This window comes from Klebsiella sp. HMSC09D12, assembly GCF_001808475.1.
GTDB lineage: Bacteria > Pseudomonadota > Gammaproteobacteria > Enterobacterales > Enterobacteriaceae > Klebsiella > Klebsiella oxytoca.
Map to the genome: position 1 here is coordinate 178,363 of NZ_KV793506.1, position 22,120 is coordinate 200,482.

19 protein-coding genes and 1 pseudogene are annotated in these 22,120 nt (G+C 58.2%); 5 read left to right on the plus strand and 15 right to left on the minus strand.

All coding sequences use genetic code 11. The features are described 5' to 3' along the window. Positions 1 to 97: 97 nt before the first annotated feature. Positions 98 to 211 (plus strand): protein YohO, encoded by a 114-nt coding sequence (locus tag HMPREF3178_RS30465; protein WP_004103838.1) that lies wholly within the window; start codon positions 98 to 100, stop codon positions 209 to 211. Here HMPREF3178_RS30465 and HMPREF3178_RS25370 read toward each other — a convergent pair. The 5 genes from HMPREF3178_RS25370 to bglX form a co-directional block, all read right to left on the minus strand. After that, positions 186 to 923, minus strand: coding sequence for an ABC transporter permease (locus HMPREF3178_RS25370; RefSeq protein ID WP_004103840.1), 738 nt, complete (start codon positions 921 to 923; stop codon positions 186 to 188). The genes HMPREF3178_RS30465 and HMPREF3178_RS25370 overlap by 26 nt on opposite strands. Next, the gene (locus tag HMPREF3178_RS25375; protein WP_023321327.1) at positions 907 to 1,854 is read right to left on the minus strand and encodes an ABC transporter ATP-binding protein; all 948 of its coding nucleotides are present in this window, start codon (positions 1,852 to 1,854) and stop codon (positions 907 to 909) included. The genes HMPREF3178_RS25370 and HMPREF3178_RS25375 overlap by 17 nt, the downstream gene beginning before the upstream one ends. Beyond that, the gene (locus HMPREF3178_RS25380) at positions 1,847 to 3,004 is read right to left on the minus strand and encodes an ABC transporter permease (RefSeq protein WP_064371113.1); all 1,158 of its coding nucleotides are present in this window, start codon (positions 3,002 to 3,004) and stop codon (positions 1,847 to 1,849) included. The genes HMPREF3178_RS25375 and HMPREF3178_RS25380 overlap by 8 nt, the downstream gene beginning before the upstream one ends. 7 nt (positions 3,005 to 3,011) lie before the next feature. Beyond that, positions 3,012 to 3,929 (minus strand): glycine betaine ABC transporter substrate-binding protein OsmF, encoded by a 918-nt coding sequence (locus HMPREF3178_RS25385; protein ID WP_004114076.1) that lies wholly within the window; start codon positions 3,927 to 3,929, stop codon positions 3,012 to 3,014. Positions 3,930 to 4,095: 166 nt separating this feature from the next. Then, positions 4,096 to 6,393, minus strand: a complete 2,298-nt coding sequence (gene bglX / locus HMPREF3178_RS25390; protein ID WP_070585582.1) for a beta-glucosidase BglX — start codon at positions 6,391 to 6,393, stop codon at positions 4,096 to 4,098. A gap of 194 nt (positions 6,394 to 6,587) precedes the next feature. On the opposite strand from bglX, the gene dld reads away from it, so the two are divergent. Beyond that, a complete protein-coding gene (gene dld, locus HMPREF3178_RS25395) occupies positions 6,588 to 8,330 on the plus strand; it encodes a D-lactate dehydrogenase (RefSeq protein WP_070585584.1) in 1,743 nt (580 codons plus the stop codon). A gap of 93 nt (positions 8,331 to 8,423) precedes the next feature. Next, positions 8,424 to 8,978, plus strand: a complete 555-nt coding sequence (locus HMPREF3178_RS25400) for a GNAT family N-acetyltransferase (protein ID WP_004103848.1) — start codon at positions 8,424 to 8,426, stop codon at positions 8,976 to 8,978. A gap of 156 nt (positions 8,979 to 9,134) precedes the next feature. On the opposite strand, the gene pbpG is transcribed toward HMPREF3178_RS25400, so the two are convergent. Then, positions 9,135 to 10,082: a D-alanyl-D-alanine endopeptidase gene (pbpG, locus tag HMPREF3178_RS25405; protein ID WP_004103849.1), complete on the minus strand. Its 948-nt coding sequence runs from the start codon at positions 10,080 to 10,082 to the stop codon at positions 9,135 to 9,137. Between the two features lie 173 nt (positions 10,083 to 10,255). Further along, positions 10,256 to 10,843 carry a Yip1 family protein gene (locus HMPREF3178_RS25410; protein WP_070585587.1) on the minus strand — a complete coding sequence of 196 codons (588 nt, stop codon included), beginning with the start codon at positions 10,841 to 10,843 and terminating at the stop codon, positions 10,256 to 10,258. Positions 10,844 to 10,998: 155 nt separating this feature from the next. Between HMPREF3178_RS25410 and HMPREF3178_RS25415 the strand changes: the two genes are divergently transcribed. After that, positions 10,999 to 11,568, plus strand: coding sequence for a DedA family protein (locus tag HMPREF3178_RS25415; RefSeq protein WP_004103851.1), 570 nt, complete (start codon positions 10,999 to 11,001; stop codon positions 11,566 to 11,568). 104 nt (positions 11,569 to 11,672) lie between these two features. On the opposite strand, the gene mdtQ is transcribed toward HMPREF3178_RS25415, so the two are convergent. After that, entirely contained in the window at positions 11,673 to 13,112 is a 1,440-nt protein-coding gene (mdtQ, locus tag HMPREF3178_RS25420; RefSeq protein ID WP_049592926.1) for a multidrug resistance outer membrane protein MdtQ, read from the minus strand. Between the two features lie 119 nt (positions 13,113 to 13,231). Between mdtQ and HMPREF3178_RS25425 the strand changes: the two genes are divergently transcribed. Further along, complete coding sequence (locus HMPREF3178_RS25425) at positions 13,232 to 13,966, plus strand: class I SAM-dependent methyltransferase (RefSeq protein ID WP_016809253.1); 735 nt, start codon at positions 13,232 to 13,234, stop codon at positions 13,964 to 13,966. Positions 13,967 to 14,029: 63 nt separating this feature from the next. Here HMPREF3178_RS25425 and HMPREF3178_RS25430 read toward each other — a convergent pair whose 3' ends face one another. The 7 genes and pseudogenes from HMPREF3178_RS25430 to HMPREF3178_RS25460 form a co-directional block, all read right to left on the minus strand. After that, entirely contained in the window at positions 14,030 to 15,424 is a 1,395-nt protein-coding gene (locus tag HMPREF3178_RS25430; RefSeq protein ID WP_004114081.1) for a glycoside hydrolase family 1 protein, read from the minus strand. Positions 15,425 to 15,441: 17 nt separating this feature from the next. Next, positions 15,442 to 17,413: pseudogene (gene bglF, locus HMPREF3178_RS25435) on the minus strand (PTS beta-glucoside transporter subunit IIABC). Positions 17,414 to 17,466: 53 nt separating this feature from the next. Then, positions 17,467 to 18,300 carry a transcriptional antiterminator BglG gene (gene bglG / locus HMPREF3178_RS25440; protein WP_004103859.1) on the minus strand — a complete coding sequence of 278 codons (834 nt, stop codon included), beginning with the start codon at positions 18,298 to 18,300 and terminating at the stop codon, positions 17,467 to 17,469. Positions 18,301 to 18,452: 152 nt separating this feature from the next. Next, entirely contained in the window at positions 18,453 to 19,391 is a 939-nt protein-coding gene (gene dusC, locus HMPREF3178_RS25445; RefSeq protein WP_070585589.1) for a tRNA dihydrouridine(16) synthase DusC, read from the minus strand. 170 nt (positions 19,392 to 19,561) lie between these two features. Further along, on the minus strand, positions 19,562 to 20,755 hold the full coding sequence (locus HMPREF3178_RS25450; protein WP_070585591.1) for a 3-hydroxybenzoate 6-monooxygenase: 1,194 nt from the start codon (positions 20,753 to 20,755) through the stop codon (positions 19,562 to 19,564). An 8-nt stretch (positions 20,756 to 20,763) separates the two neighbouring features. Then, complete coding sequence (maiA, locus tag HMPREF3178_RS25455; protein ID WP_016809257.1) at positions 20,764 to 21,408, minus strand: maleylacetoacetate isomerase; 645 nt, start codon at positions 21,406 to 21,408, stop codon at positions 20,764 to 20,766. 8 nt (positions 21,409 to 21,416) lie between these two features. Then, positions 21,417 to 22,115 carry a fumarylacetoacetate hydrolase family protein gene (locus HMPREF3178_RS25460; RefSeq protein ID WP_049591769.1) on the minus strand — a complete coding sequence of 233 codons (699 nt, stop codon included), beginning with the start codon at positions 22,113 to 22,115 and terminating at the stop codon, positions 21,417 to 21,419. Between the last annotated feature and the right edge of the window lie 5 nt (positions 22,116 to 22,120).

Below are 22,120 nucleotides of genomic sequence, written 5' to 3' on the forward strand. Positions count from 1 at the left end.
GCAAGCCGGGAGGGCTGTCGTAGCTAAACCGCAATTAATGTTTCATTAACACCTGCGCTTCACCGTATAATCCTTGCGTTAACATCAGGAGCCTATTATGAAGCCAGCGAAAATTGCGGTTATTACTCTGTTCTTATTTATGGCCATCAGCGGCATCGGCGGCGTGATGCTGGCTGGCTATTCATTTATTGTTCGCGGCGGTGTCGGCTGATTAGCCGGGTCAGCCGTTCAAAGCCGCGATCGACGATAATCGCTGCCAGCGCCACCAGCAGCGCCCCCTGAATGACATAAGCGGTATTAAATCCGCTCAGGCCGATAACAATCGGCGTGCCGAGCGTATTCGCGCCGACGGTTGACGCAATGGTCGCCGTCCCCATATTCACGATGGTCGAGGTACGAATGCCAGCGAGCATCACCGGCGCCGCCAGCGGCAGCTCCACCTTTATCAATCTCTGCCAGCCGGTCATTCCCATCCCCTGAGCGATAGATAATACGCCGGACGGTACCGCCCCCAATCCCGCCAGCGTACCCTGTAAAACCGGCAATATGCCGTACAGCGCCAGCGCGATCAGCGCGGGCTGCCAGCCGAATCCCATCACCGGAACCGCAATCGCCAGCACCGCAACCGGTGGAAACGTCTGTCCCATCGCGGCGATCGTCTCTACCAGGGGGCGAAACTCATGGCCGGAAGGCCGGGTGACCGCAATCCCTGCCCCGACGCCCACCACCGTAGCCGCGAGGCTGGAGAGTGCCACCAGCCAACAGTGCGCCAGGGTCAGCGAAATAAAACTCTCCTGCTGATAAACCGGGCGCGGCAGCTCGGGAAACAGCGCGCTGAATAGCGGCGCGCTGTAGGGCAACGCCAGCAGCAGCGCGACAAACATTGCGCTCAGCCACAGCAGCGGATCACGTAGCACCTTCACGCCGGGCCTCCTCGCGCAGCAGGTCGGCAAAATGCAACGTCCCGCAGGACTCTCCCCGCTCATCCACTACCGGCAATACCTCGCAGCGATGAGCAATAAACTGCGATAGCGCCTCGCGCAGGGTCATCGCCACGTTTAACGCATCTCCCGCCAGGCGCTCATCGCGGCGCAGATAATCACTCACGCCGCGCAGCGACAGCAGGCGCACGCCCAGTTCGCTGCGGCCAAAGAAGGTCTGCACAAAGGTATTTTTTGGCTCCAGCAACATCTGCAGCGGCTCGCCCTGCTGCACTACTTCGCCGCCGTCCATCAACACCAGATGATCCGCCAGCCGCAGCGCCTCATCGATATCGTGGGTCACCAGCACAATCGTGCGTCCCAGCAGGCGATGAATGCGGATCATCTCCTGTTGCAGAGCTTCCCGCGTCACCGGATCGAGCGCGCCAAAGGGTTCGTCCATGAGCAACACCTGCGGATTCGCCGCCAGCGCGCGCGCCACGCCGACGCGCTGCTGCTGGCCGCCGGAAAGCTGATGGGGATAACGTTCGCGCAGCACCGGCTCGAGCCCCAGCAAGGCCATCAATTCATCAACCCGCGCCTGCGTTTTTTGCCGCGACCACTTTTGCAGCTGCGGAACGGTGGCAATGTTTTGCGCCACCGTCCAGTGGGGAAACAAACCGATGGACTGGATGGCGTAGCCCATTCTGCGGCGCAGTTCGAGCACCGGCTGCTGGCGGATATCCTGCCCGGCGAAACGGATCGTCCCGCTATCATGCTCCACCAGGCGATTGATCATCTTCAGCGTGGTCGATTTCCCCGAACCTGAGGTGCCAATCAGCACCGAAAATGCCCCCTCGCGCAGATGCAGATTGAGGTTTTTCACCGCAGGCTGTCCGGCAAAGGCTTTATTGACGCCGTCGAACTCAATCACGGACCTCTCCTTTGAGTAATGCGCCCCACAGCGCGAATAGCGCATCCACCACCACCGCCAGCGCGATGGTCGGGATCACCCCAAGCAGCACCAGATCCAGCGCGCTGCTGAGTAGCCCCTGGAAAACCAGCGCGCCAAAGCCGCCTGCGCCAATCAGCGCTGCGACGACCGCCATACCGACGGTTTGTACGCTAACCACCCGCAGGCTGCGCAACAATACGGGCAATGCCAGCGGCAGCTGTACCTGACGAAACCGCTGTCCGCCGCTCATCCCCATCGCCACCGCGCTCTCCAGCGCTTCACGCGGAACCTGCTGCAGGCCGACCGTCACCCCGCGTACCAGCGGCAACAGCGCATACAGCACCAGCGCAATCAGCGCAGGCGTAATGCCGGTTCCGGAAACGCCGAGCTGGGCAAGCGAAGGAAACTGGCGCGCCAGCCCCGCCAGCGGCGCAATAAGCAGGCCGAACAGCGCCACGGAGGGAACGGTCTGAATCACATTGAGAACCGCAAAAACCGGCGATTGCCAGCGTGGGAAGCGCCAGAGCCAAACGCCAATGGGCAGCCCAATCAGCAGCCCCGGCAGCAGGGTACCGAGCAGCAGAGTCACATGCTGCGACAGCGCATCGTCAAACACTTCCCGGCGATTGAAATACTCTTTCAGCAGAGAGAGTTCATCGAGGCTCCCCAGTCCCAGCAGCAGCGCGGGCAGCAGCCAGATTTGCGCATTGAGCAACCAGCGCCACAGGGCACGGGAAGTCAGACGGCGAACGGCATCGCTGGCGATAAGCAGACAGAGCGCCAGCGCCAGCCACAGGCCGCTGCCCGGCGAGGTACGGGCCAGCGACGAACCGTTCTGCGCCAGCTGCCCCGCCGCCCCGCCGGCCCCCCAAAGCAGCGCAGGCAGCAGCAGATCCGCCAGCAGGAAGATGACCAGCAGCGGGAAGCGCCCCGGCCGCCAGCACAGCAGCGCGATTAACAGCGCCGCCCCCGCCTGCACGCCCGCCAGCCATGGCCAGACCTGCCATAGCCAACGGCCCTCGCCGGATAACAGCCGGTTAGGCGCATAATTGATAAACGGCAGCGCCATCGCCAGCAGCAGTAATAATGCCAGCAGCAGCGCAACGCGGTTACAGCAACGAATCGTCACGCGAACTCTACTTCAGCAGCCCTTTTTGTTGCAGATAGTCGGCGGCGACTTTCTTCGCATCCAGGCCCTCTACCGCAATACTGGCGTTCAGCTTTTGCAGGGTCTTTTCATCCAGGCTGGCAAAGACCGGCTGTAGCCAGTCGGCTATCTGCGGGTATTCTTTCAGCACCGCTTCACGCACGACCGGGGCCGGGGCGTAAATTGGCTGCACGCCCTTCGGGTCGCTCAGGGTTTGCAGGCCCAGCGCGGCGACCGGGCCATCGGTGCCGTAGGCCATCGCCGCATTTACGCCGGAGGTCTGCTGCGCCGCCGCTTTAATGGTGACCGCCGTATCGCCGCCCGCCAGCGACAGCAGCTGGTTCTGTTTGAGCGTAAAGTCGTAGGCTTTTTCAAATGCCGGCAGCGCGTCCGGCCGTTCAATAAATTCCGCCGAAGCGGCCAGCTTAAAGTCACCGCCCTTTTGCAGATAGCCGGCAAGGTCGCTTAACGAGGCGAGGTTATTTTTTTCCGCCAGATCCTGACGAACGGCGATGGTCCAGGTATTGTTGGCCGGAGCCGGGGTAAGCCACACGAGCTTATTCTTTTCCGCGTCCAGCTTTTTGACTTTCTCGTAGCCCTGCTGCGCGTTTTTCCACGCCGGGTCGTTCTCCGCTTTAAAGAAGAAGGCGCCGTTACCGGTATATTCCGGATAGATATCCAGTTCACCGGCGGTTATCGCTCCGCGCACCACCGGCGTGGTGCCGAGCTGGATTTTATTGACGGTTTTCACTCCGTGGCTTTCCAGCACCTGCAAAATAATATTGCCGAGCAGCGCCCCTTCGGTATCGATTTTTGAGCCGACTTTAACCGGCTCCGCCGCCTGCAGCGGCAGACTTATCAGGGCCGCCAGCGCCAGCGTGCCGGACCACATACTTGCCTTTATCATTCTCGCGTCCCTCTTTAATTTGCGCTCCATTAACAGGAGCTTAAGCAAAAAGCGTAGTTCATTTGGGGCGGAGCGGAAAAAGAAAAGGCCGATAAATCGGCCTTTGGGATAAGGAATGCGTGTTCCCGTGCGGCGGCCACAGCCTTACCCGGGCGACAAAGCGCAATTACAGCAGTTCGAACTCGCCCTGCTTCACGCGGGCGGAATCGACGCCGATAAAGACGTTGAATTTGCCCGGCTCGGCGTCGTACTTCATCTGCTGGTTCCAGAACTTCAGCGCCTCAATGTCAATCGGGAAGCTGACGGTTTGCGTCTCACCCGGCTTGAGGGTCACCTTCTTAAAGCCGCGCAGCATTTTCACCGGCCGGCTCAGGGAAGCGGTGACGTCCTGCAGATAAAGCTGAATCACCGTCGCCCCTTCACGCTTGCCGGTATTGGTCACCTGCACGCTGGCGGTTACGCTGCCGTCGCGCTGCAAGGTCGGCGCCGACATTTTCACATCGGAAACGCTAAAGGTGGTATAGCTCAGGCCGTAGCCAAAGGGATAGAGCGGGCCGTTGGCCTCGTCAAAGTAGCGCGAGGTGTACTTGTTCGGCTTATCTGCATTGTACGGGCGACCGGTATTGAGATGGCTGTAGTAGGTTGGGATCTGTCCGACCGAACGCGGGAAGGACATCGGCAGTTTGCCCGACGGGTTGTAGTCGCCGAACAGCACGTCGGCAATGGCGTTGCCGCCTTCGGTACCGGCGAACCAGGTTTCGAGTATCGCATCGGCCTGCTGATCCTCTTTCACCAGCGCCAGCGGACGGCCGTTCATCAGCACCAGCACCAGCGGTTTACCGGTCGCTTTCAGCGCGCTAATGAGGGCGCGCTGGCTCTGCGGCAGGGTGATGTCGGTGCGGCTGGAGGCTTCATGCGCCATACCCTGCGCTTCACCCGCCACGGCAACCACCACGTCGGACTGCTTCGCCGCCGCCACCGCTTCATCAATCATCTCCTGCGGCGAGCGTGGATCAACCTGCACCGCTTTCTCGTACAGATTAAGGAAGTCGACGATACCTTTATCATCAGTGACGTTGGCGCCTTTGGCATAGATGATTTTGCCCTGATCGCCCAGCGCCTTTTGCATTCCGGCCAGCACGGTGACCGACTGATCGGCCACGCCCGCCGCTGACCAGCTGCCCATCATGTCGCGCTTGCTGTCGGCCAGCGCGCCGATTACCGCGATAGTGCCCGATTTTTTCAGCGGCAGCGTGTCGAGACGGTTTTTCAGCAACACCAGGCTTTCGCGCGCCACTTCACGCGCTTCTTTACGATGCAGACGGCTTTCGGCGTTGGTATCCTGCGGATCGGAATCTTTCGGCCCCAGGTGGCTATAGGGATCGTTAAACAGCCCCATATCGTATTTGACGTTCAGCACGTGGCGGGTCGCGTCATCAAGCTCCGCCATCGTCACCTTGCCGGACTTCACCAGCCCGGGCAGATACTTACTGTAGTATTCATCGCTCATGCTCATGTTGATGCCTGACTTCAGCGCCACGCGCACCGCGTCTTCCGGGTCCGCGGCCACGCCGTGTTTGATCAACTCCTTTATGGCCCCATGGTCGGACACGGTGATGCCTTTGAAGCCCCACTGGTCGCGCAGCACGTCCTTCAGCAGCCAGGAATCCGAGGTTGCCGGAGTACCGTTAAGCGAGTTGAGCGCGACCATTACCGCGCCGCTGCCTGCGTCCAGCCCCGCTTTATACGGCGGCATATAGTCGTTAAACAGGCGCTGCGGGCTCATATCGACGGTGTTGTACTCTTTGCCGCCTTCGACCGCGCCGTAGGCGGCAAAGTGCTTAACGCTGGTCATCACCGAGTAGCGGTCCGCCGGGCTTTTGCCCTGCATGGATTTCACCATCTCTTCCCCCATGATGGTGGTGAGATAAGTGTCTTCGCCAAAGCCTTCCGAGGCGCGGCCCCAGCGCGGGTCGCGGGAGACGTCGACCATCGGCGCCCAGGTCATGTTCAGGCCATCGTCGGCCGCTTCGTAAGCTGAAATCCGCCCGACGGTATTCACCGCATCGAGGTTGAAAGAGGAAGCCAGGCCAAGAGATATCGGAAATACCGTGCGCTGGCCGTGCAGCACGTCAAAAGCGAAAAATAGCGGGATTTTCAGGCGGCTGAGCGCCATCACCTGATCCTGCATAGCGCGGATATCATGGCGGGTCACGGTGTTAAAAATCGCCCCTACCTGCCCCTCTTTTATCATTTCGCGGATGGCTTCTTTCGGGTTATCCGGACCGACGCTAATCAAGCGCAGCTGACCGATTTTTTCGTCCACCGTCATTTTCGTCAGCAGTTCGGTCACAAACGCATCCCGCGCCTGCGGCGTTAAGGGATGATTGCCGAACAATTCATCCGCCAGCGCGGGTTGCAGCGCCAGGCTCACAGCGACGCCTACAGTACAAAGCCATTTCATTTTTATCCCTCATTGTTCCAGTCGGCCAGATCGGCGAAAAGATAGCAAAAATCGAAGTCTGCCATAAACATAAACGAGACGCCTGAAGAAAGCGCGCGTTGTTCTCTGATTTTTCGAAACATTGATGCATCAAATTGTCATACAAAGGGCTATTCTTATTTTTGATAATTTTGTACCGCCACAAGGAGTGGAACATGTCATCTGCAACAACTCATAACAACGCTTTTCTGGCTGAACTCGCTCGCCTGGTTGGCTCCTCCCATCTGTTGACCGACCCGGCCAAAACTCAGCGCTATCGCAAAGGCTTCCGCTCCGGCCAGGGGGAAGCGCTGGCGGTGGTCTTTCCCGGCACGCTGCTGGAACTGTGGCGCGTGCTGAACGCCTGCGTCAACGCCGATAAAATCATTCTGATGCAGGCGGCAAATACCGGCCTGACCGAAGGCTCAACGCCGAACGGCAATGATTACGATCGCGACATCGTCATTATCAGCACCCTGCGCCTGGATAAACTGCACCTGCTGGATAAAGGCGAACAGGTACTGGCTTATCCCGGCACAACGCTCTATTCGCTGGAAAAAGCGCTGAAGCCGCGGGGTCGCGAACCGCACTCCGTCATTGGCTCATCCTGCATCGGGGCATCGGTGGTCGGCGGGATCTGCAACAACTCCGGCGGCTCGCTGGTACAGCGTGGCCCGGCGTATACCGAAATGTCGCTGTACGCGCAAATTGATGAAAACGGCAAGCTGACGCTGGTGAACCACCTCGGCATCGACCTCGGCACCACGCCGGAGCAGATCCTCAGCCGCCTCGACGACGAGCGGGTTAAAGATGAAGATGTCCGCCACGATGGCCGCCACGCTCACGATCATGATTACGTCACCCGCGTGCGCGACGTGAATGCCGATACCCCGGCGCGCTACAACGCCGACCCGGACCGCCTGTTTGAATCCTCGGGTTGCGCCGGCAAGCTGGCGGTGTTCGCCGTGCGCCTCGATACTTTCCCGGCGGAAAAACGCCAGCAGGTGTTCTACATCGGCACCAACCGGCCGGAAGTGCTGACCGAAATTCGCCGCCATATTCTCGCCGAATTCAGCCATCTGCCGGTTGCGGGCGAGTACATGCACCGCGATATTTACGACATCGCCGAGCAGTACGGGAAAGATACCTTCCTGATGATCGACAAGCTCGGCACCGATAAAATGCCGTTCTTCTTTACTATGAAGGGCCGCACCGACGCGATGCTTGAGAAAGTCTCTCTGTTTAAGCCGCACTTCACCGACCGCTTTATGCAGAAGCTGGGTCACGTCTTCCCGGCGCACCTGCCGGAGCGAATGAAAACCTGGCGCGATAAATATGAACACCATCTGCTGCTGAAAATGGCGGGCGATGGCATCGAAGAAGCCCAGGCATGGCTTGGAGAGTATTTCCAGAATGCCGAAGGGGATTTCTTCGTCTGCACCGCGGAAGAAGGCAGCAAAGCCTTCCTGCACCGTTTTGCCGCTGCGGGTGCGGCGATCCGCTATCAGGCGGTTCACGCCGATGAGGTGGAAGATATTCTGGCGCTGGATATCGCCCTGCGCCGTAACGATACCGAATGGTTTGAGCATCTTCCCGCTGATATTGACAGCCAGCTGGTGCATAAGCTCTATTACGGCCACTTTATGTGTCACGTTTTCCATCAGGATTACATCGTGAAAAAAGGCGTCGATGCCCACGAACTGAAGGAGAAAATGCTGGTGCTGCTGAAGGAGCGCGGCGCTCAGTATCCCGCCGAGCATAACGTCGGCCATCTCTATGAGGCGCCGGAAAGCTTAAAACGTTTCTATCGTGAGAACGATCCAACCAACAGTATGAACCCGGGGATCGGCAAAACCAGCAAGCAAAAATACTGGGGAGAAACGCCGGATAACGCGGCAAGCACTACCGACCCGCAATAATCCCCACGAGGGGCTGTTCAGCCGCGGGGCTTCTGTATTACGCTGCACGCCGGAGAAATCTCCTCTCCGGCAAACCCGCTTAAGGAACCCAACATGTCCGCAGTGGATAAATTACACGACGCTGACTTAGAGATCCGCGAGGCGCTGCCCGATGACGCCCACGCCATCGCCGCGCTGTACGTCTGGCACGTGCTCAATGGACGCGCCTCTTTTGAAGAGATCCCGCCGACCGTCGACGAGATGCGCAAGCGTATTAAAACCGTGCGCGATAGCGGGCTGCCGTGGCTGGTTGCCCTGTGGCGCGGAACCATCGTCGGCTACTGCTACGCCACGTTTTATCGCCCTCGCCCGGCCTACCGCTACACTCTCGAAGAGTCCATTTACGTGGAGGCGGGAATGGGCGGACGCGGCATCGGCAGCGCGCTGCTCTCCCGGTTAATAGAGAAATGCGAACAGGGACCGTGGCGACAGATGTTGGCCATTATCGGCGACGGCCACAGTAACGCCGCGTCGATTGCGATTCATAAAAAGTTCGGTTTTAGCGTGGCGGGCCAGCTGCGCAGCGTTGGTTATAAGATGGGCGACTGGCGCGACACCTTGATTATGCAGCGCCCGCTCGGCGATGGCGACTGGACGCTGCCGGAGTAACCCCTCGGGGTCGCGGGTAAGCGGTAGCCCGGACAGACGCGCCAGCGCTGCCTCCGGGAAAATCCCCCGGCTCGCACTGCGCTTAGCCAGGCTACGGTTCAGCGCGGTTCTGTAGCCCGGATAAGGCGTTTACGCCGTAATCCGGGGAAATGGGGGTTAATCGTTCTGCGCGGTCTGCGCGCCGCCTTTCAGCATCGCATCGGCCATCTGCGCTTCGCGCTGTTTTTTATAGCTGAGCGCGGAAGCCGGAACCGGCATCACCTTCCCGGTTTCAATCCACGTTCTCAGACGGCTGGCATCGGCAAAGTGGGTATATTTGCCAAAAGCATCCATCACCACCAGCGCTACCGGGCGCTGATTAATCACCGTACGCATAATCAGGCAGTGGCCCGCAGCATTAGTAAAACCGGTTTTGGTCAGCTGAATATTCCAGTTATCACGATAGACCAGATGATTGGTGTTACGGAACGGCAGCGTGTAGGCGGGATGGGCGAAAGTCGCCATATCTTCCTTCGTGGTGCTCAGCTGGCCAATCAGCGGATACTGCTCGCTGGCGATCAGCAGCTTAGTCAGATCGCGCGCGGTGGAAACGTTATGAATCGACAGGCCAGTGGGCTCAACGTAACGGGTGCGGGTCATTCCCAGCGCCTGCGCTTTGGCGTTCATCGCGCGAATAAAGGCGTTATAGCCGCCGGGATAATGGTGCGCCAGGCTGGCGGCGGCGCGGTTTTCCGACGACATGAGCGCCAGCAGCAGCATATTGCGGCGGCTGATTTGGCTGTTCAGGCGAACGCGTGAATAGATCCCTTTCATTTCAGGCGTCTGGCTGATATCAACGGTCAGCATCTCATCAAGCGGCAGATGGGCATCCAGCACCACCATCGCGGTCATCACTTTAGTGATCGACGCCATCGGACGAACCAGATCCGGCTGGCTGGCATAAATGATCTTTTTGCTGGCAAGGTCGACGATCATCGCGCTGCCGGACGCAATATCCGGCTGGGAAGCGGACACCGCCGCGGGGGATTTAGCCATCGCCTGGGGCGCAAAAGGCACAGCCAGCAGCAACGTCAGGCTGAGCAAAGAAACTCGAAATTTGGTCATCGTGAACATTCTGAAAAGTATTTTTGCACGTTATGAACGTACGCCGCGGCGCTGGGGATAACACCGCTGGCAAAAATCATCATACCCTGTCAGAACGCGCGCTGGCTAATAAGAATCGTGAACAAATGCTGCATTGCCGACATAAAAAACTATTTATGCCGGCAATGAGTTAATCAGAAGAGTCGATAGCCGTAGCCCCAGAGGATCACGGTGATGGCGAGCAGCACTTCCAGCACCAGCACGCCAATCGCCAGGGTCGAGCTGGCGAAACTTAGCCCCTCTTCTTTATTGATGCCAAGGAAAGTCGGGATCCCGAGATACAGCAGATAGCCGGTATAGAGCAGCGCGACGGTTCCCACCAGCGCGCACAGCCACACCAGCGGATAGAGCGCCACGATCCCGCTCAGGAATAGCGGCGTGGCGACATAGCCGGCGAAAACCATACAGCGTTTAAGGGAAGGCCGCTGCGGATAGCTTCGTGCCATCCACCAGATAACCCGCCCCATCACCGCGACCCCGGCGAGCATCACGGCATAAAACAGCATCGCCAGCGCCAGGCCGGTCATCAGCGACAGTTTTATCACCGTGCCGTCGCCGAAGTTCCAGCCCAGCTGCGTGGTGCCGATAAAGGCGCAGATAACCGGAACCGCTGCCATAACCAGCACATGATGCGTGTAGTGATGCGAAACGGTTTCGTTTTCGCTTTTAATAACGCTCATCTCTTGATTAGGATGCGAGAAGAGCCCCCAGACATGGTTCATAGCGTCCCCCTTGTCACGGCGTGGTACAGCACTGATCCAAGTATAATTCACCTTGTAGATTATTTTGTGTACAGCAAGAAAAATGCGCTTCCCCGGCATTTTTATCATCAGGGTGTATGATTAAGGGACTGACGTTTTATGGAGTTTATCTTTATATGGATATCAATAACCTGATTACCCAGTACGGCTACGCGGCGCTGGTCATTGGCAGCATGGCGGAAGGCGAAACCATCACGCTGCTCGGCGGCGTGGCGGCACATCAGGGATTATTGAAGTTCTGGCTGGTGGTTATCTCGGTCGCCCTCGGGGGAATGATTGGCGATCAATTGCTTTATTTGCTCGGCAGACGCTTTGGCGGACGCATCCTGCGCCGGTTTTCCCGGCAGAAGAAGCGGATCCAGAAAGCCCAGCGCATGATCCAGCGTCGCCCCTACCTGTTTGTCATCGGCACCCGCTTTATGTACGGCTTCCGGGTTATCGGCCCGCTGCTGATTGGCGCCAGTCGACTGCCACCGAAGGTGTTTCTGCCGCTGAATATTCTCGGCGCGATTATCTGGGCGTTAATTTTTACCACGCTCGGCTATCTCGGCGGCGAAGCGATAGGCCCGTGGCTGCACCATCTGGACGCGCATTTGAAACACTGGATCTGGCTGATTCTGGCGGTGGTGCTGGTGGTTGCGGCGCACTGGTGGCTAAAGCGCCGCGAGGCAAAGAAGAAAGAGTGATGAGAGTGCCCGGATGGCGGCATCAACACCTTATCCGGGCGACAGACCCACAGACCATGCGATCTGCAGCCCGGCTAAGCGCAGCGCAAGACGGGGAAACCGAACTACTTCGCCGCCTGATGATACCCGCCGCCCAGCGCGGAGGTTAGCTGGATGCTGGCATCAAGCCACTGGCCGCGCAGACGCAGAGCGGTAATGCGCTCCTGCAAAGCGGGCAGCTTCGCCAGGCTGACGCGCGAACCGGAAATAATCCCGGCATTCATCCGCGCCTGCGCCAGAGCGACCATCCGCAGAGCATCCTTTTCAACCTGCTGCTGCTGCTGATTTTTCGCCATCAGCGTCTCAACCTGGCTGGCGGTTTTCGCCACCTGATTAACCGCATCGACCACCGCTTTGTTGTACTTCGCTATCGACAGGCCATTTTGCGCGCTGGCGATATCCAGATTCGCGTTCAGCCGACCGCTATCAAAGATCGGCAGGGTCAGCCCGGCAGTGACGCCCATCTGCTGGGCAGAGTGGCGGAACAGATCGCTGAGATGCAGAGCATCCTGTTGCAGGAAGGCCATCAGGTTGATATCCGGATAAAACGCGGCTTTCGCGGCATCAATTTCGCTTAAGGAGGCTTCGATATACCAGTGGGCGACCTGCAGATCAGGACGTCGCGCCAGCAGCTCATAGCCCAGCTCATTGGGCATTTGCGCGCTGACGGCAGGCAAATCCGCCGGATGCAGATTCAGCGCCTGGCTCTGATTGTTGGTCAGCGCCATCAGCCGCGCTTCAATCTCTTTCATACTGCCGGCAACGTCGGCAAGATGCTGATCGGTTTTACTGACGTTAATGTCGTTCTCCGCCCCTTCGGCCGAGTTGGTGATCCCACGTTGATACAGCGCAGTATCCACGGTAACGACGTTATTCTGTTCGCGCTTCATCTGCGTCAGCACGTTTTTAATGGCCGCCTCGGTCTGCCACTGCCAGTAAAGACGGGCGACGCTGCTGGCCAGCAGTTCACGGGTCTGGGCTTCTTCAGCGACCTGAGCTTTGACTTCACCGATTCGCGCTTGTAACAGCGCGCGGTTTTTACCCCACAGATCCAGGTCCCATCCGGCGGTCAGCCCGAAGGTACCGTTGGTGTACCACGGCCCGGTATTGCCGTCGGTATCGGTGGCAAACGGTCCCATCAGCCCCTCGGAAGACATTTTCTGCCGTTCAATATCGGCGGAAAAATCCAGATTCGGTCCCAGGGTGGATTGCGACATCCGCGCCTGCGCTTCCGCCAGTTTGATGCGCTGCCCGGCAATCTGCATGTCCGGCGCATTGGCTAAGGCACGCTGAATCAGGCTATTGAGCTGAGGGTCATGATAATCCTGCCACCAGTTGCTTTGCGGCCAGCCGTTTTTCACGGCGGCGGGCAGTTCCATTGCGATGTGGGATGCCGGGGTTTGCTGCTGGAGCGGATTGCCAATATCGTGCGATGGCGCGCAGCCCGCCAGCGCGATGGCCAGTGGCAGGCCAGCCAACGCGCGTTTGCTCAAAGTCAGGTTCATGAAATCGGTCAGGTGATTAAATAAGGTCGGGTATATTAAGCTAATTGCATCATAGCCGTTTAGTAAAGCGTGTGCCGTAACTATTAGCAGGCTAAAAATAAACTTCTCATGGAGTGAAAATGAGTCAGAACATCTATGACGATCCCGCTTTTTTTGCCGGATACGCCACCCTCGACCGTTCAGTTAAGGGGCTGGAAGGCGCGCCTGAGTGGCCAACCATACAGCAAATGCTTCCGCCGTTATCCGGTTTACGCGTCGTCGATCTTGGCTGCGGCTACGGCTGGTTTTGCCGCTGGGCCCGCGATCGGGGCGCCGCGCAGGTCGAGGGACTGGATCTCTCCAGCCGGATGCTGGAGCGCGCCCGCGAAATGACCCGCGGCGAAGGTATCCGCTACCGCTGTGAAAACCTGGAGAACCTGACCCTGCCCGCAAATAGCTGCGAGCTGGTCTATAGCTCGCTGGCGCTACACTATCTGCCCGATGTGGCGCCGCTGTTCGCTACCGTTTACCAGGCGCTGACGCCCGGCGGTACGCTGCTGTTCTCCGCCGAGCATCCCATCTATACCGCCCCGCCGCAGCAGAGCTGGCTGGAAGATGAGAACGGACAGAAGCGCTGGCCGGTGAGCCACTACCAGCAGGAGGGCGAACGTATCAGCAACTGGTTTGCCGACGGGGTGAAGAAGCAGCACCGCAAGCTGTCCACCTGGATAAACCTGCTGGTGGCCGCCGGTTTTATCATCGAGCATCTGGATGAATGGGGGCCAACGGCGGAGCAGATTGCCGCCCAGCCAGCGCTGGATGAAGAAAAAGAGCGGCCGATGATTTTTCTGCTGCGCGCGCGCAAGCCGGCGTAATACGCAAAATGGCCCGGAGGTTATCCGGGCCATATGGATGATGTTACTTTCGTGCTCAGGGCATTACTCTTTTAAGCTGCCGCCGTTAGTGGCAATCACCTCTTTATACCACCAGAAGCTCTTCTTGCGGCTGCGCGCCAGGGTGCCGTTGCCTTCATCATCGCGATCGACGTAGATAAAGCCATAGCGTTTGGACATCTCCGCTTTCGAAGCACTCACCAGATCGATAGGTCCCCAGCTGGTGTAGCCCATCACCTCAACGCCGTCTTCAATTGCCTCACGAACCTGCACCAGATGGTCGTTAAGGTAGCTGATCCGGTAATCGTCGTTGATGCTGCCGTCAGCTTCCACTTTATCTTTCGCGCCGAGGCCGTTTTCCACGATAAACAGCGGCTTCTGATAGCGATCCCACAGCACGTTCAGCAGCGTGCGCAGACCGAGCGGGTCAATCTGCCAGCCCCACTCCGAACTTGCCAGATGCGGGTTTGGCACCATGCTGAGAATATTGCCGCGCGATTTTTTGTTCAGCTCTTCGTCGGCGGTCACGCAGCCGGTCATATAGTAGCTAAAAGAGATAAAATCGACGGTCTCTCTCAGGGCTTCGCGATCGGCATCGGTGATCTCAAGGCTAATGCCGTTGTCGCGGAAATAGCGCAGCATATAGCCCGGATAAGCGCCGCGGCACTGGACATCGCCAAAGAACTGCCAGCTGCGGTTCTGCTGCAGCGTTTCAAAAATATCGTCCGGTTTGCAGCTCAGCGGATACATCAGGCCGCCGAGCAGCATATTGCCGATTTTTCCCTCAGGCACGATGTCATGGCAGGCTTTAACCGCCAGCGCGCTCGCCACCAGCTGATGGTGAATGGCCTGGTAGACGTCCGCTTTGCTGCTGTCAGCCGGCAGACCAACGCCGGTCATCGGCGCGTGCAGGGACATATTGATTTCATTGAAGGTCAGCCATAGTTTGACCTTCGTCTTGTAGCGCTCAAACACCGTGCGGGCATAGCGTTCGAAGAAGCCAATCACTTTGCGATTGCCCCAGCCGCCGTAGTTTTTCACCAGCGCCCACGGCATCTCATAGTGCGACAGCGTCACCAGCGGAGTGATATTATGCTTCGCCATTTCGTCAAACAACTTGTCGTAAAAGGCCAGTCCGGCTTCGTTGGGCTGCGTTTCGTCGCCCTCAGGGAAAATACGCGCCCAGGCAATCGATACGCGCAGGCAGTTAAAACCCATTTCGGCAAAGAGGCTGATATCTTCCGGGTAACGATGATAGAAATCGATGGCGACGTCTTTTATGCCGCTATCGCCAGGTACGCGTTCTACCACATCGCCAAATACGCCGCGCGGTTGGACGTCAGAAGTGGTTAATCCTTTCCCCTCTTCCAGATAAGCGCCTTCGACCTGGTTTGCCGCGGTCGCGCCGCCCCATAAAAACGCCTGTGGGAATGTCTTCATTCATCTCTCTCCTGTGATTAACGGCTTACGGACAACAGCGGCTGACCGGCATCCACCGCGCTGGCGGAAACAATGTCGAGAGCACGGTAATCGTCGCTGTTGCTGATAATAATGGGCGTCGCCAGATCGTAACCGGCGTTCAGAATCGCCTGACGGTCAAACTCCAGCAGCAGATCGCCCGCTTTAATTTTGTCGCCCTCTTTAACATGGGCGGTGAACGGCGCGCCATCGAGCTTGACGGTGTCGATGCCCACATGGATAAGCAGTTCAATTCCGCTATCGCTCAGCAGGCCGATAGCATGTTTCGTCTGGAAAATCGAGGCGACTTCCCCCGAGAACGGCGCAATAACTTTGCCTACTGAAGGGATAATCGCCACACCCTGGCCAAGTAAACCGCTGGCGAAGGTGCTATCTGGAACCTGATCGAGCGCCAGCACGCTGCCGGTCATCGGCGCCAGAATATCGTTTTCCGAGGCCGGGGCCACGACAACGGCCGCCTGTTCGGCGGCGCTGCGCGGCAGCCCGGCGACTAACGTGAGCACGCAGGCGATGATTAATGCGCTAATCGTTCCCAGCGCGCCGCCCCACACCGTAGCGTCAATGCCCTGCGGCGGGATCATCTGCGCCAGGGTGAAAATGTTACCGAAACCGAAAGAATAAACGTGGCTGTCGCTGAAGCCGACAATCGCGCCGCCGATAGCGCCAGCGACGCAGCCGAAGATAAAGGGACGGCGGAGCGGCAAATTCAGCCCATAAATCGCCGGCTCGGTCACGCCGAAGATCCCGGCGGATACCGCCGAGCCCGCCAGCACTTTTTGCCGGGCATCGCGAGTGCGCAGGAAAATCCCCAGCGCGGCGCCAACCTGACCCATTACCGCCGGCAACAGCATCGGCATCATCGAATCATGGCCAAGCACGGTAAGGTTGTTAATCATCAACGGTATCAGGCCCCAATGTAAACCGAAGATGACGCACACCTGCCACAGCGCGCCCATCGCCGCCCCGGCAAGCCAGGGCGCAACCTGATAGATAAGCAGATAGCCATTGGCCAGCTGCTGGCTCAGCCAGGTCGCAACCGGGCCGATAATCAGAAACGTGAGCGGGACAACCACGGCCAGGCAAATCGCCGGGGTAAAGAAGTTCTTCATCGACGAGGGCAGTATTGCGTTGCTCCGCCGCTCAATCCAGCAGCTCACCCACGAGGCGAGGATAATCGGGATGACCGACGAGCTGTAATTGATAAAGGTCACCGGAATGCCAAGGAAATATTCCGCCGCGGCGTCAGGCGCCATACTGGCTTCGAAAGATTGAATCATCAGCGGATGAGTTAACGCGCCGCCGATCACCATCGTAATAAAGGCGTTACCGCCAAATTTCTTGCCGGCGGTGTAGCCGAGAAATAACGGGAAAAAGAAGAACAGCGCATCGCTGGCGGCAAACCAGATTTTATAGGTCGCCTGTTGCGTCGTTAACCAGCCGCAAACGACAGCCAGCGCCAGCAGTCCTTTGAGGATCCCCGAGGCCGCCAGGACGCCGATAAACGGGGTGAAAATACCGGAAACCACGTCGATAATCTGGCCGATAATCGACACTTTTTCGCCCTTCACCGCAACCGGCTCACTGTCGTCCGTCAGGCCGGCTTCGCTGCGCACCGCCAGCCAGACATCATGTACGTGGTTACCGATGACCACCTGAAACTGGCCGCCGCTTTCCACCACCATGATGACGCCAGGATTCGCCTTCAGTCCTTCGGCATCCGCCTTCTTGCTATCTTTAAGCTTAAAACGCAGCCGCGTTGCGCAGTGAACCAGACTCACAATATTCTCTTTGCCGCCTACCCGGCTAAGAATATCCTGCGCGAGTGCTTTATATTCCATGCTGTTTTTCCTTACTTCCGCTGCCCGCAGGCATCGTTAACTGAGTATTAAAAATAAAAAAACCCGAGAACAACGCCGTGTAAGCGTTGCGCTCAGGTTTTGCCTGCATAATGCAGTAACAATCCAGTTGTAGAGTGGGAGCCTGGCGCCAGGCCCGATCGGCGCTTAGCGTCCCTCTTTTCTCACCCGTTCAATATGAATGGCGAGAAACATAATTTCTTCCGTCGTCAGCGGCCGCTGGTAGCTCTTTTGCAGGTGCCGGGCGACGGTTTCCGCACACTTCCACGCTTTTGGGTAGTTATCCTTTACCGCGCTGTGCAGCGTCACATCATCATCTTCGACCACCGTTCGCGTCAGCATACGCTGGGCGAAAAACTTAAGATGCGTAACGAAACGCTGGTAGCTCAGCGACTCTTCGTCGTAGTTAAGGGTCAGCTGATATTTCACCAGCTGCAGAATCTCCTGCATGACCCGGGTAACGTGCATCACCTCCGGCATTTCGCTGTTGAGCTGCGCCGTCACCAGATGCAGGGCAATAAACCCCGCCTCATCTTCGGCCAGTTCAACGCCAAGCCGTTTGGCGATAATCGCCCGCGCTTCCTGCCCTAACTCAAACTCCTTAGGATACAGCCGTTTTATTTCCCACAGCAGCACATTACGAATGGCGAGGCCCTTCTTCTGCCGCTCGATCGCAAAGTGGCAGTGATCGGTCAGGGTAATGTACAAGCTGTCCTGTAACTTACCGAGACGACCGCGCGCCAGATCGATAATCCGATCGCAGGTGGTCATCACTTCTAACGGTATCTGACTGAGTAATTCGCCTAAACGACCAATCAGTTCATCGCTCTGCAGCGCGAAGACTTTTTCAATTTTACTTTCATCAAGAGAGTCACCAACGCGTTTTTGGAAGGCAAGTCCTCGGCCCATGACCACCTGTTCGCGCTGCTGCTCATCGACAACCACCACTACATTATTATTAAGTACTTTGGCGATTTGCATATGAACCCCAAAAACAAAAAAACCTGACCCCGACAGATGCCAGGAAATCAGGTTTTGCCTGCCGGAGCAGTAACAATCGGTAGTGAGTATTTCACTGTCCGCCGGGTAATCTCAATGGGACAAGCAAAAAAATGTGATGCAGGTCAGATAGTTTAGCTACGCCAGTCGTTAATCGTGCGCGCAATACTGGTTGAATCCTGTAGAGTGCGCACCGCGCTGAACAGATCAGAAGCTTCGAGGTATTCTTTACGCAAATAGCTCAACCACTGTTTGATACGCGCGACGTGATAAAGGCCGGTATCGCCCTGCTTTTCCAGACGGGTATATTTTTGCAGCAGCCCGACGACCTGGGGCCAGGGCATACGCGGTTCGTTATATTTTATTACCCGGCTTAAGTTCGGCACGTTCAGCGCGCCGCGGCCAATCATTACCGAGTCGCAGCCAGTCGCGGCCAGGCAATCCTGAGCGCTTTGCCAGTCCCAGATTTCACCGTTGGCCACCACCGGGATAGTCAGGCGCTGACGGATTTCGCCAATAGCCTGCCAGTCAATGCGCTCCGCTTTATAGCCATCCTCTTTGGTGCGGCCGTGAACCACCAGCTCGCTGGCCCCCGCCTGCTGGACCGCATCGGCTATTTCAAATCGCCGTTCGCCGCTGTCCCAGCCAAGCCGAACTTTTACCGTGACCGGTAGTTCGTCGGGAACCGCCTCGCGCATCGCTTTCGCGCCGCGATAGATAAGCTCGGGATCTTTGAGCAGCGTTGCCCCGCCGCCGCTGCCGTTCACCAGCTTTGACGGGCAGCCGCAGTTCAGGTCAACCCCCCAGGAACCGAGTTCGACCGCGCGAGCGGCGTTTTCCGCCAGCCACTGCGGATACTGCCCGAGCAGCTGCACGCGCACGCGGGTGCCGGAGGGCGTCAGGCTTTTGTTATGCAGTTCCGGGCACAGTTTGTAGAACGATTTTACCGGCAGGAGCTGATCCACCACGCGCAAGAACTCGGTGATGCAGAGATCGTAATCATTGACTTCGGTCAGCAGCTCGCGCACCAGCGAATCGAGCACGCCTTCCATCGGCGCCAGTAGTACACGCATATTGTTTATCATTGCCCGAAAAAAAAGAGGCGCTATGGTAGCGCCTCTGGATGCGGGTTGAAAGGGGTGAATATCGGTTTTACCGGCGGCGCTGCTGCTTCCCGGCTTGCGCTGCGCTTAGCCGGGCGACAAGGTCGCCTCTGTCTGCGGGCCGGGAAATGCACGGCCGCTTAACGTGGTTGCAGGCAGTTATCCTCTTTCCAGCCGTACAGCCACTCAATGCCGCGATAAAACTCGCTCTGGGTTTTGCCTTTCCACAGCAGATTGCGCACCTGGCGCTCAACCCCGGCAGCGTGATAGACCCGCCCCATTTCACGCGTCGACCAGACGATCCGCGCGGTACGCGGAATACGCACCGATTCATACAGCGCGAAAGCGCGGGCGGCGTCGCCGTCGCACTGGGCCAGCGCTTTACCCAGGGTCACCGCATCTTCCAGCGCCATACAGGCCCCCTGCGCCATATACTGCGCCACCGGATGCGCGGCATCACCGACCAGCGTAATACGATCGTTGCCCCATTTTTCTACCGGCTCGCGATCGGCGGTGGACCAGCGGCGCCAGGAGGTCGGTTTATCGAGCATCTGCCGGGGACGCGGGTGGATACCTTTAAAGTAGGAGAGCACCTCTTCTTTACTGCCGTCGCGCACGCCCCACTCTTCCTGCTGCCGACTATGGAAGGTCACCACCAGGTTGTACTGCTTACCGCCGCGCAGCGGATAATGCACCAGGTGGCAGTGCGGACCCGCCCACAGTACCGGCGCATTGATGCGTAAATCGTCCGGCATATCGGCGGCATCGACGACCGCGCGATAGACCACGTGGCCGGTTACCCGCGGCGAATCGCCCAGCAGGCTTTGGCGCACCACCGATTTACCGCCGTCGCAGCCGATCAGAATATCCGCCGTCCAGCTATTGCCTTTATCATCAAACACCGTCACGTCATCGGCGGTCTGGCGGATATCCACTACCTGCGTCGAAGTACGATACTCGACGGCCGGATGGGTCAGCGCCGCCTCCCAGACGGTGGCATGGATATCCACCCGGTGGATCACCGCATACGGCCCGCCAAAATGGTCGCGGAACGCCTGTCCTGTCTCAATGTGCACGACCTCTTCGCCGTTTATCGCATCCATCATGGTGATATGGTCGGTAAAGACCGCCCGCTGACGGGCGACTTCGCCGACGCCGAGGCTGTCCAGCGCCGAGAACGCGTTTGGGCCAAGCTGGATCCCGGCGCCAATTTCGCCGATTTCATGCGCCTTTTCCAGCAGCATCACCTTGATACCCTGGCGCACCAGCGAAAGCGCCGTGGCTGCCCCGCCAATACCGCCGCCGACAATGATTGCTCGCATCACTTTTGCCATGTTGCCTCCTAAGCCGGGATCTTATCTTGTTGGTTTTCCGGCGCGGCGGCGATAAACGCCGGCAGCCGGGTACAGGCGTCATAAACCGCCTGGCAGCGTGGATAGTGGCTGAGATCGCAGCCCATCCTCAGCGCGTTGGCCCACTGCGGCACCAGACAGCAGTCCGCCAGGGTGGGGGCATCGCCCACGCAAAAATCGCCGGATTTCGCGTGGCGCAATAGCTGTTCAACGGCGCTGAACCCCTGCTGGATCCAGTGCGCATACCAGCGTTTTTTCTCCTCTTCACTCACCTTAAGCTCGTCGCCAAGGTAGCGTAAAACGCGCATGTTATTAATGGGATGAATATCGCAGGCGATGGCGTATACGATCTCCAGCACCCGCATGCGCGCGCTGTCTTCCTCAGGCAGCAGCAGCGGCTGCGGATAGTGCCGATCCAGCCAGTCCGCTATCGCCAGCGACTGGCCGAGAGATTCACCTTCGTCGGTAATGAGCGTCGGCACCAGGCCGACCGGGTTCAGCCGCCGGTACTCCAGCGCATTCTGCTGGCCGATGCGGATATTGACGCCCACGCTCTGGTAGTCGATGCCTTTCAGCGCCAGCGCGATGCGCACGCGGTAAGAGGCAGAGCTATTAAAAAAACTGTACAGCTTCATCATTCACCTCACACCACGCGCACGGCGATTGGCGTCAGTCCATCTACGTTTCCGGTGATAACATCGCCTTTCACCACCGCGCCAACGCCTTCTGGAGTCCCGGTAAAAATCAGGTCACCGGGCTGCAGCTCAAAGAAGCCGGAAAGATAGCTGATAGTTTCATTAACCGACCAGATCAGGTGGCGAATATCGCTGCGCTGATGATCTTCCCCATTCACCTGCAGCCAAATTCCCGCCTCGTTGACGTCAACCGTATCCGCTTTGTGCAGCGGCGCTATCGGCGCGGAGAGATCGAAGGCTTTGCCAATTTCCCAGGGACGGCCCATCTGGCGCATCTCCATCTGGCGATCGCGGCGGGTCATATCCAGACCGGTGGCATAGCCCCAGATATACTCATGGGCCTGCTCCAGCGGGATATCGCTTCCCCGTTTGCCAATCGCCACCACCAGCTCAATTTCATAGTGATAGTTGTCGGTTTGCGCGGGATACGGCAGGTTCAGCGTCTCTCCCGCAGCGACGGGCACCACCGCATCGGCAGGCTTGCAGAAGAAAAACGGTGGTTCGCGATCCGGATCAAAGCCCATTTCACGCGCGTGAGCGGCGTAGTTGCGGCCCACGCAGTAAACGCGGCGTACCGGAAACTGCTCATCGCTGCCGACAACCGGAACGCTAATTGGGGTCTGGGGAGCAAAAACGTATTGAGTCATGATGG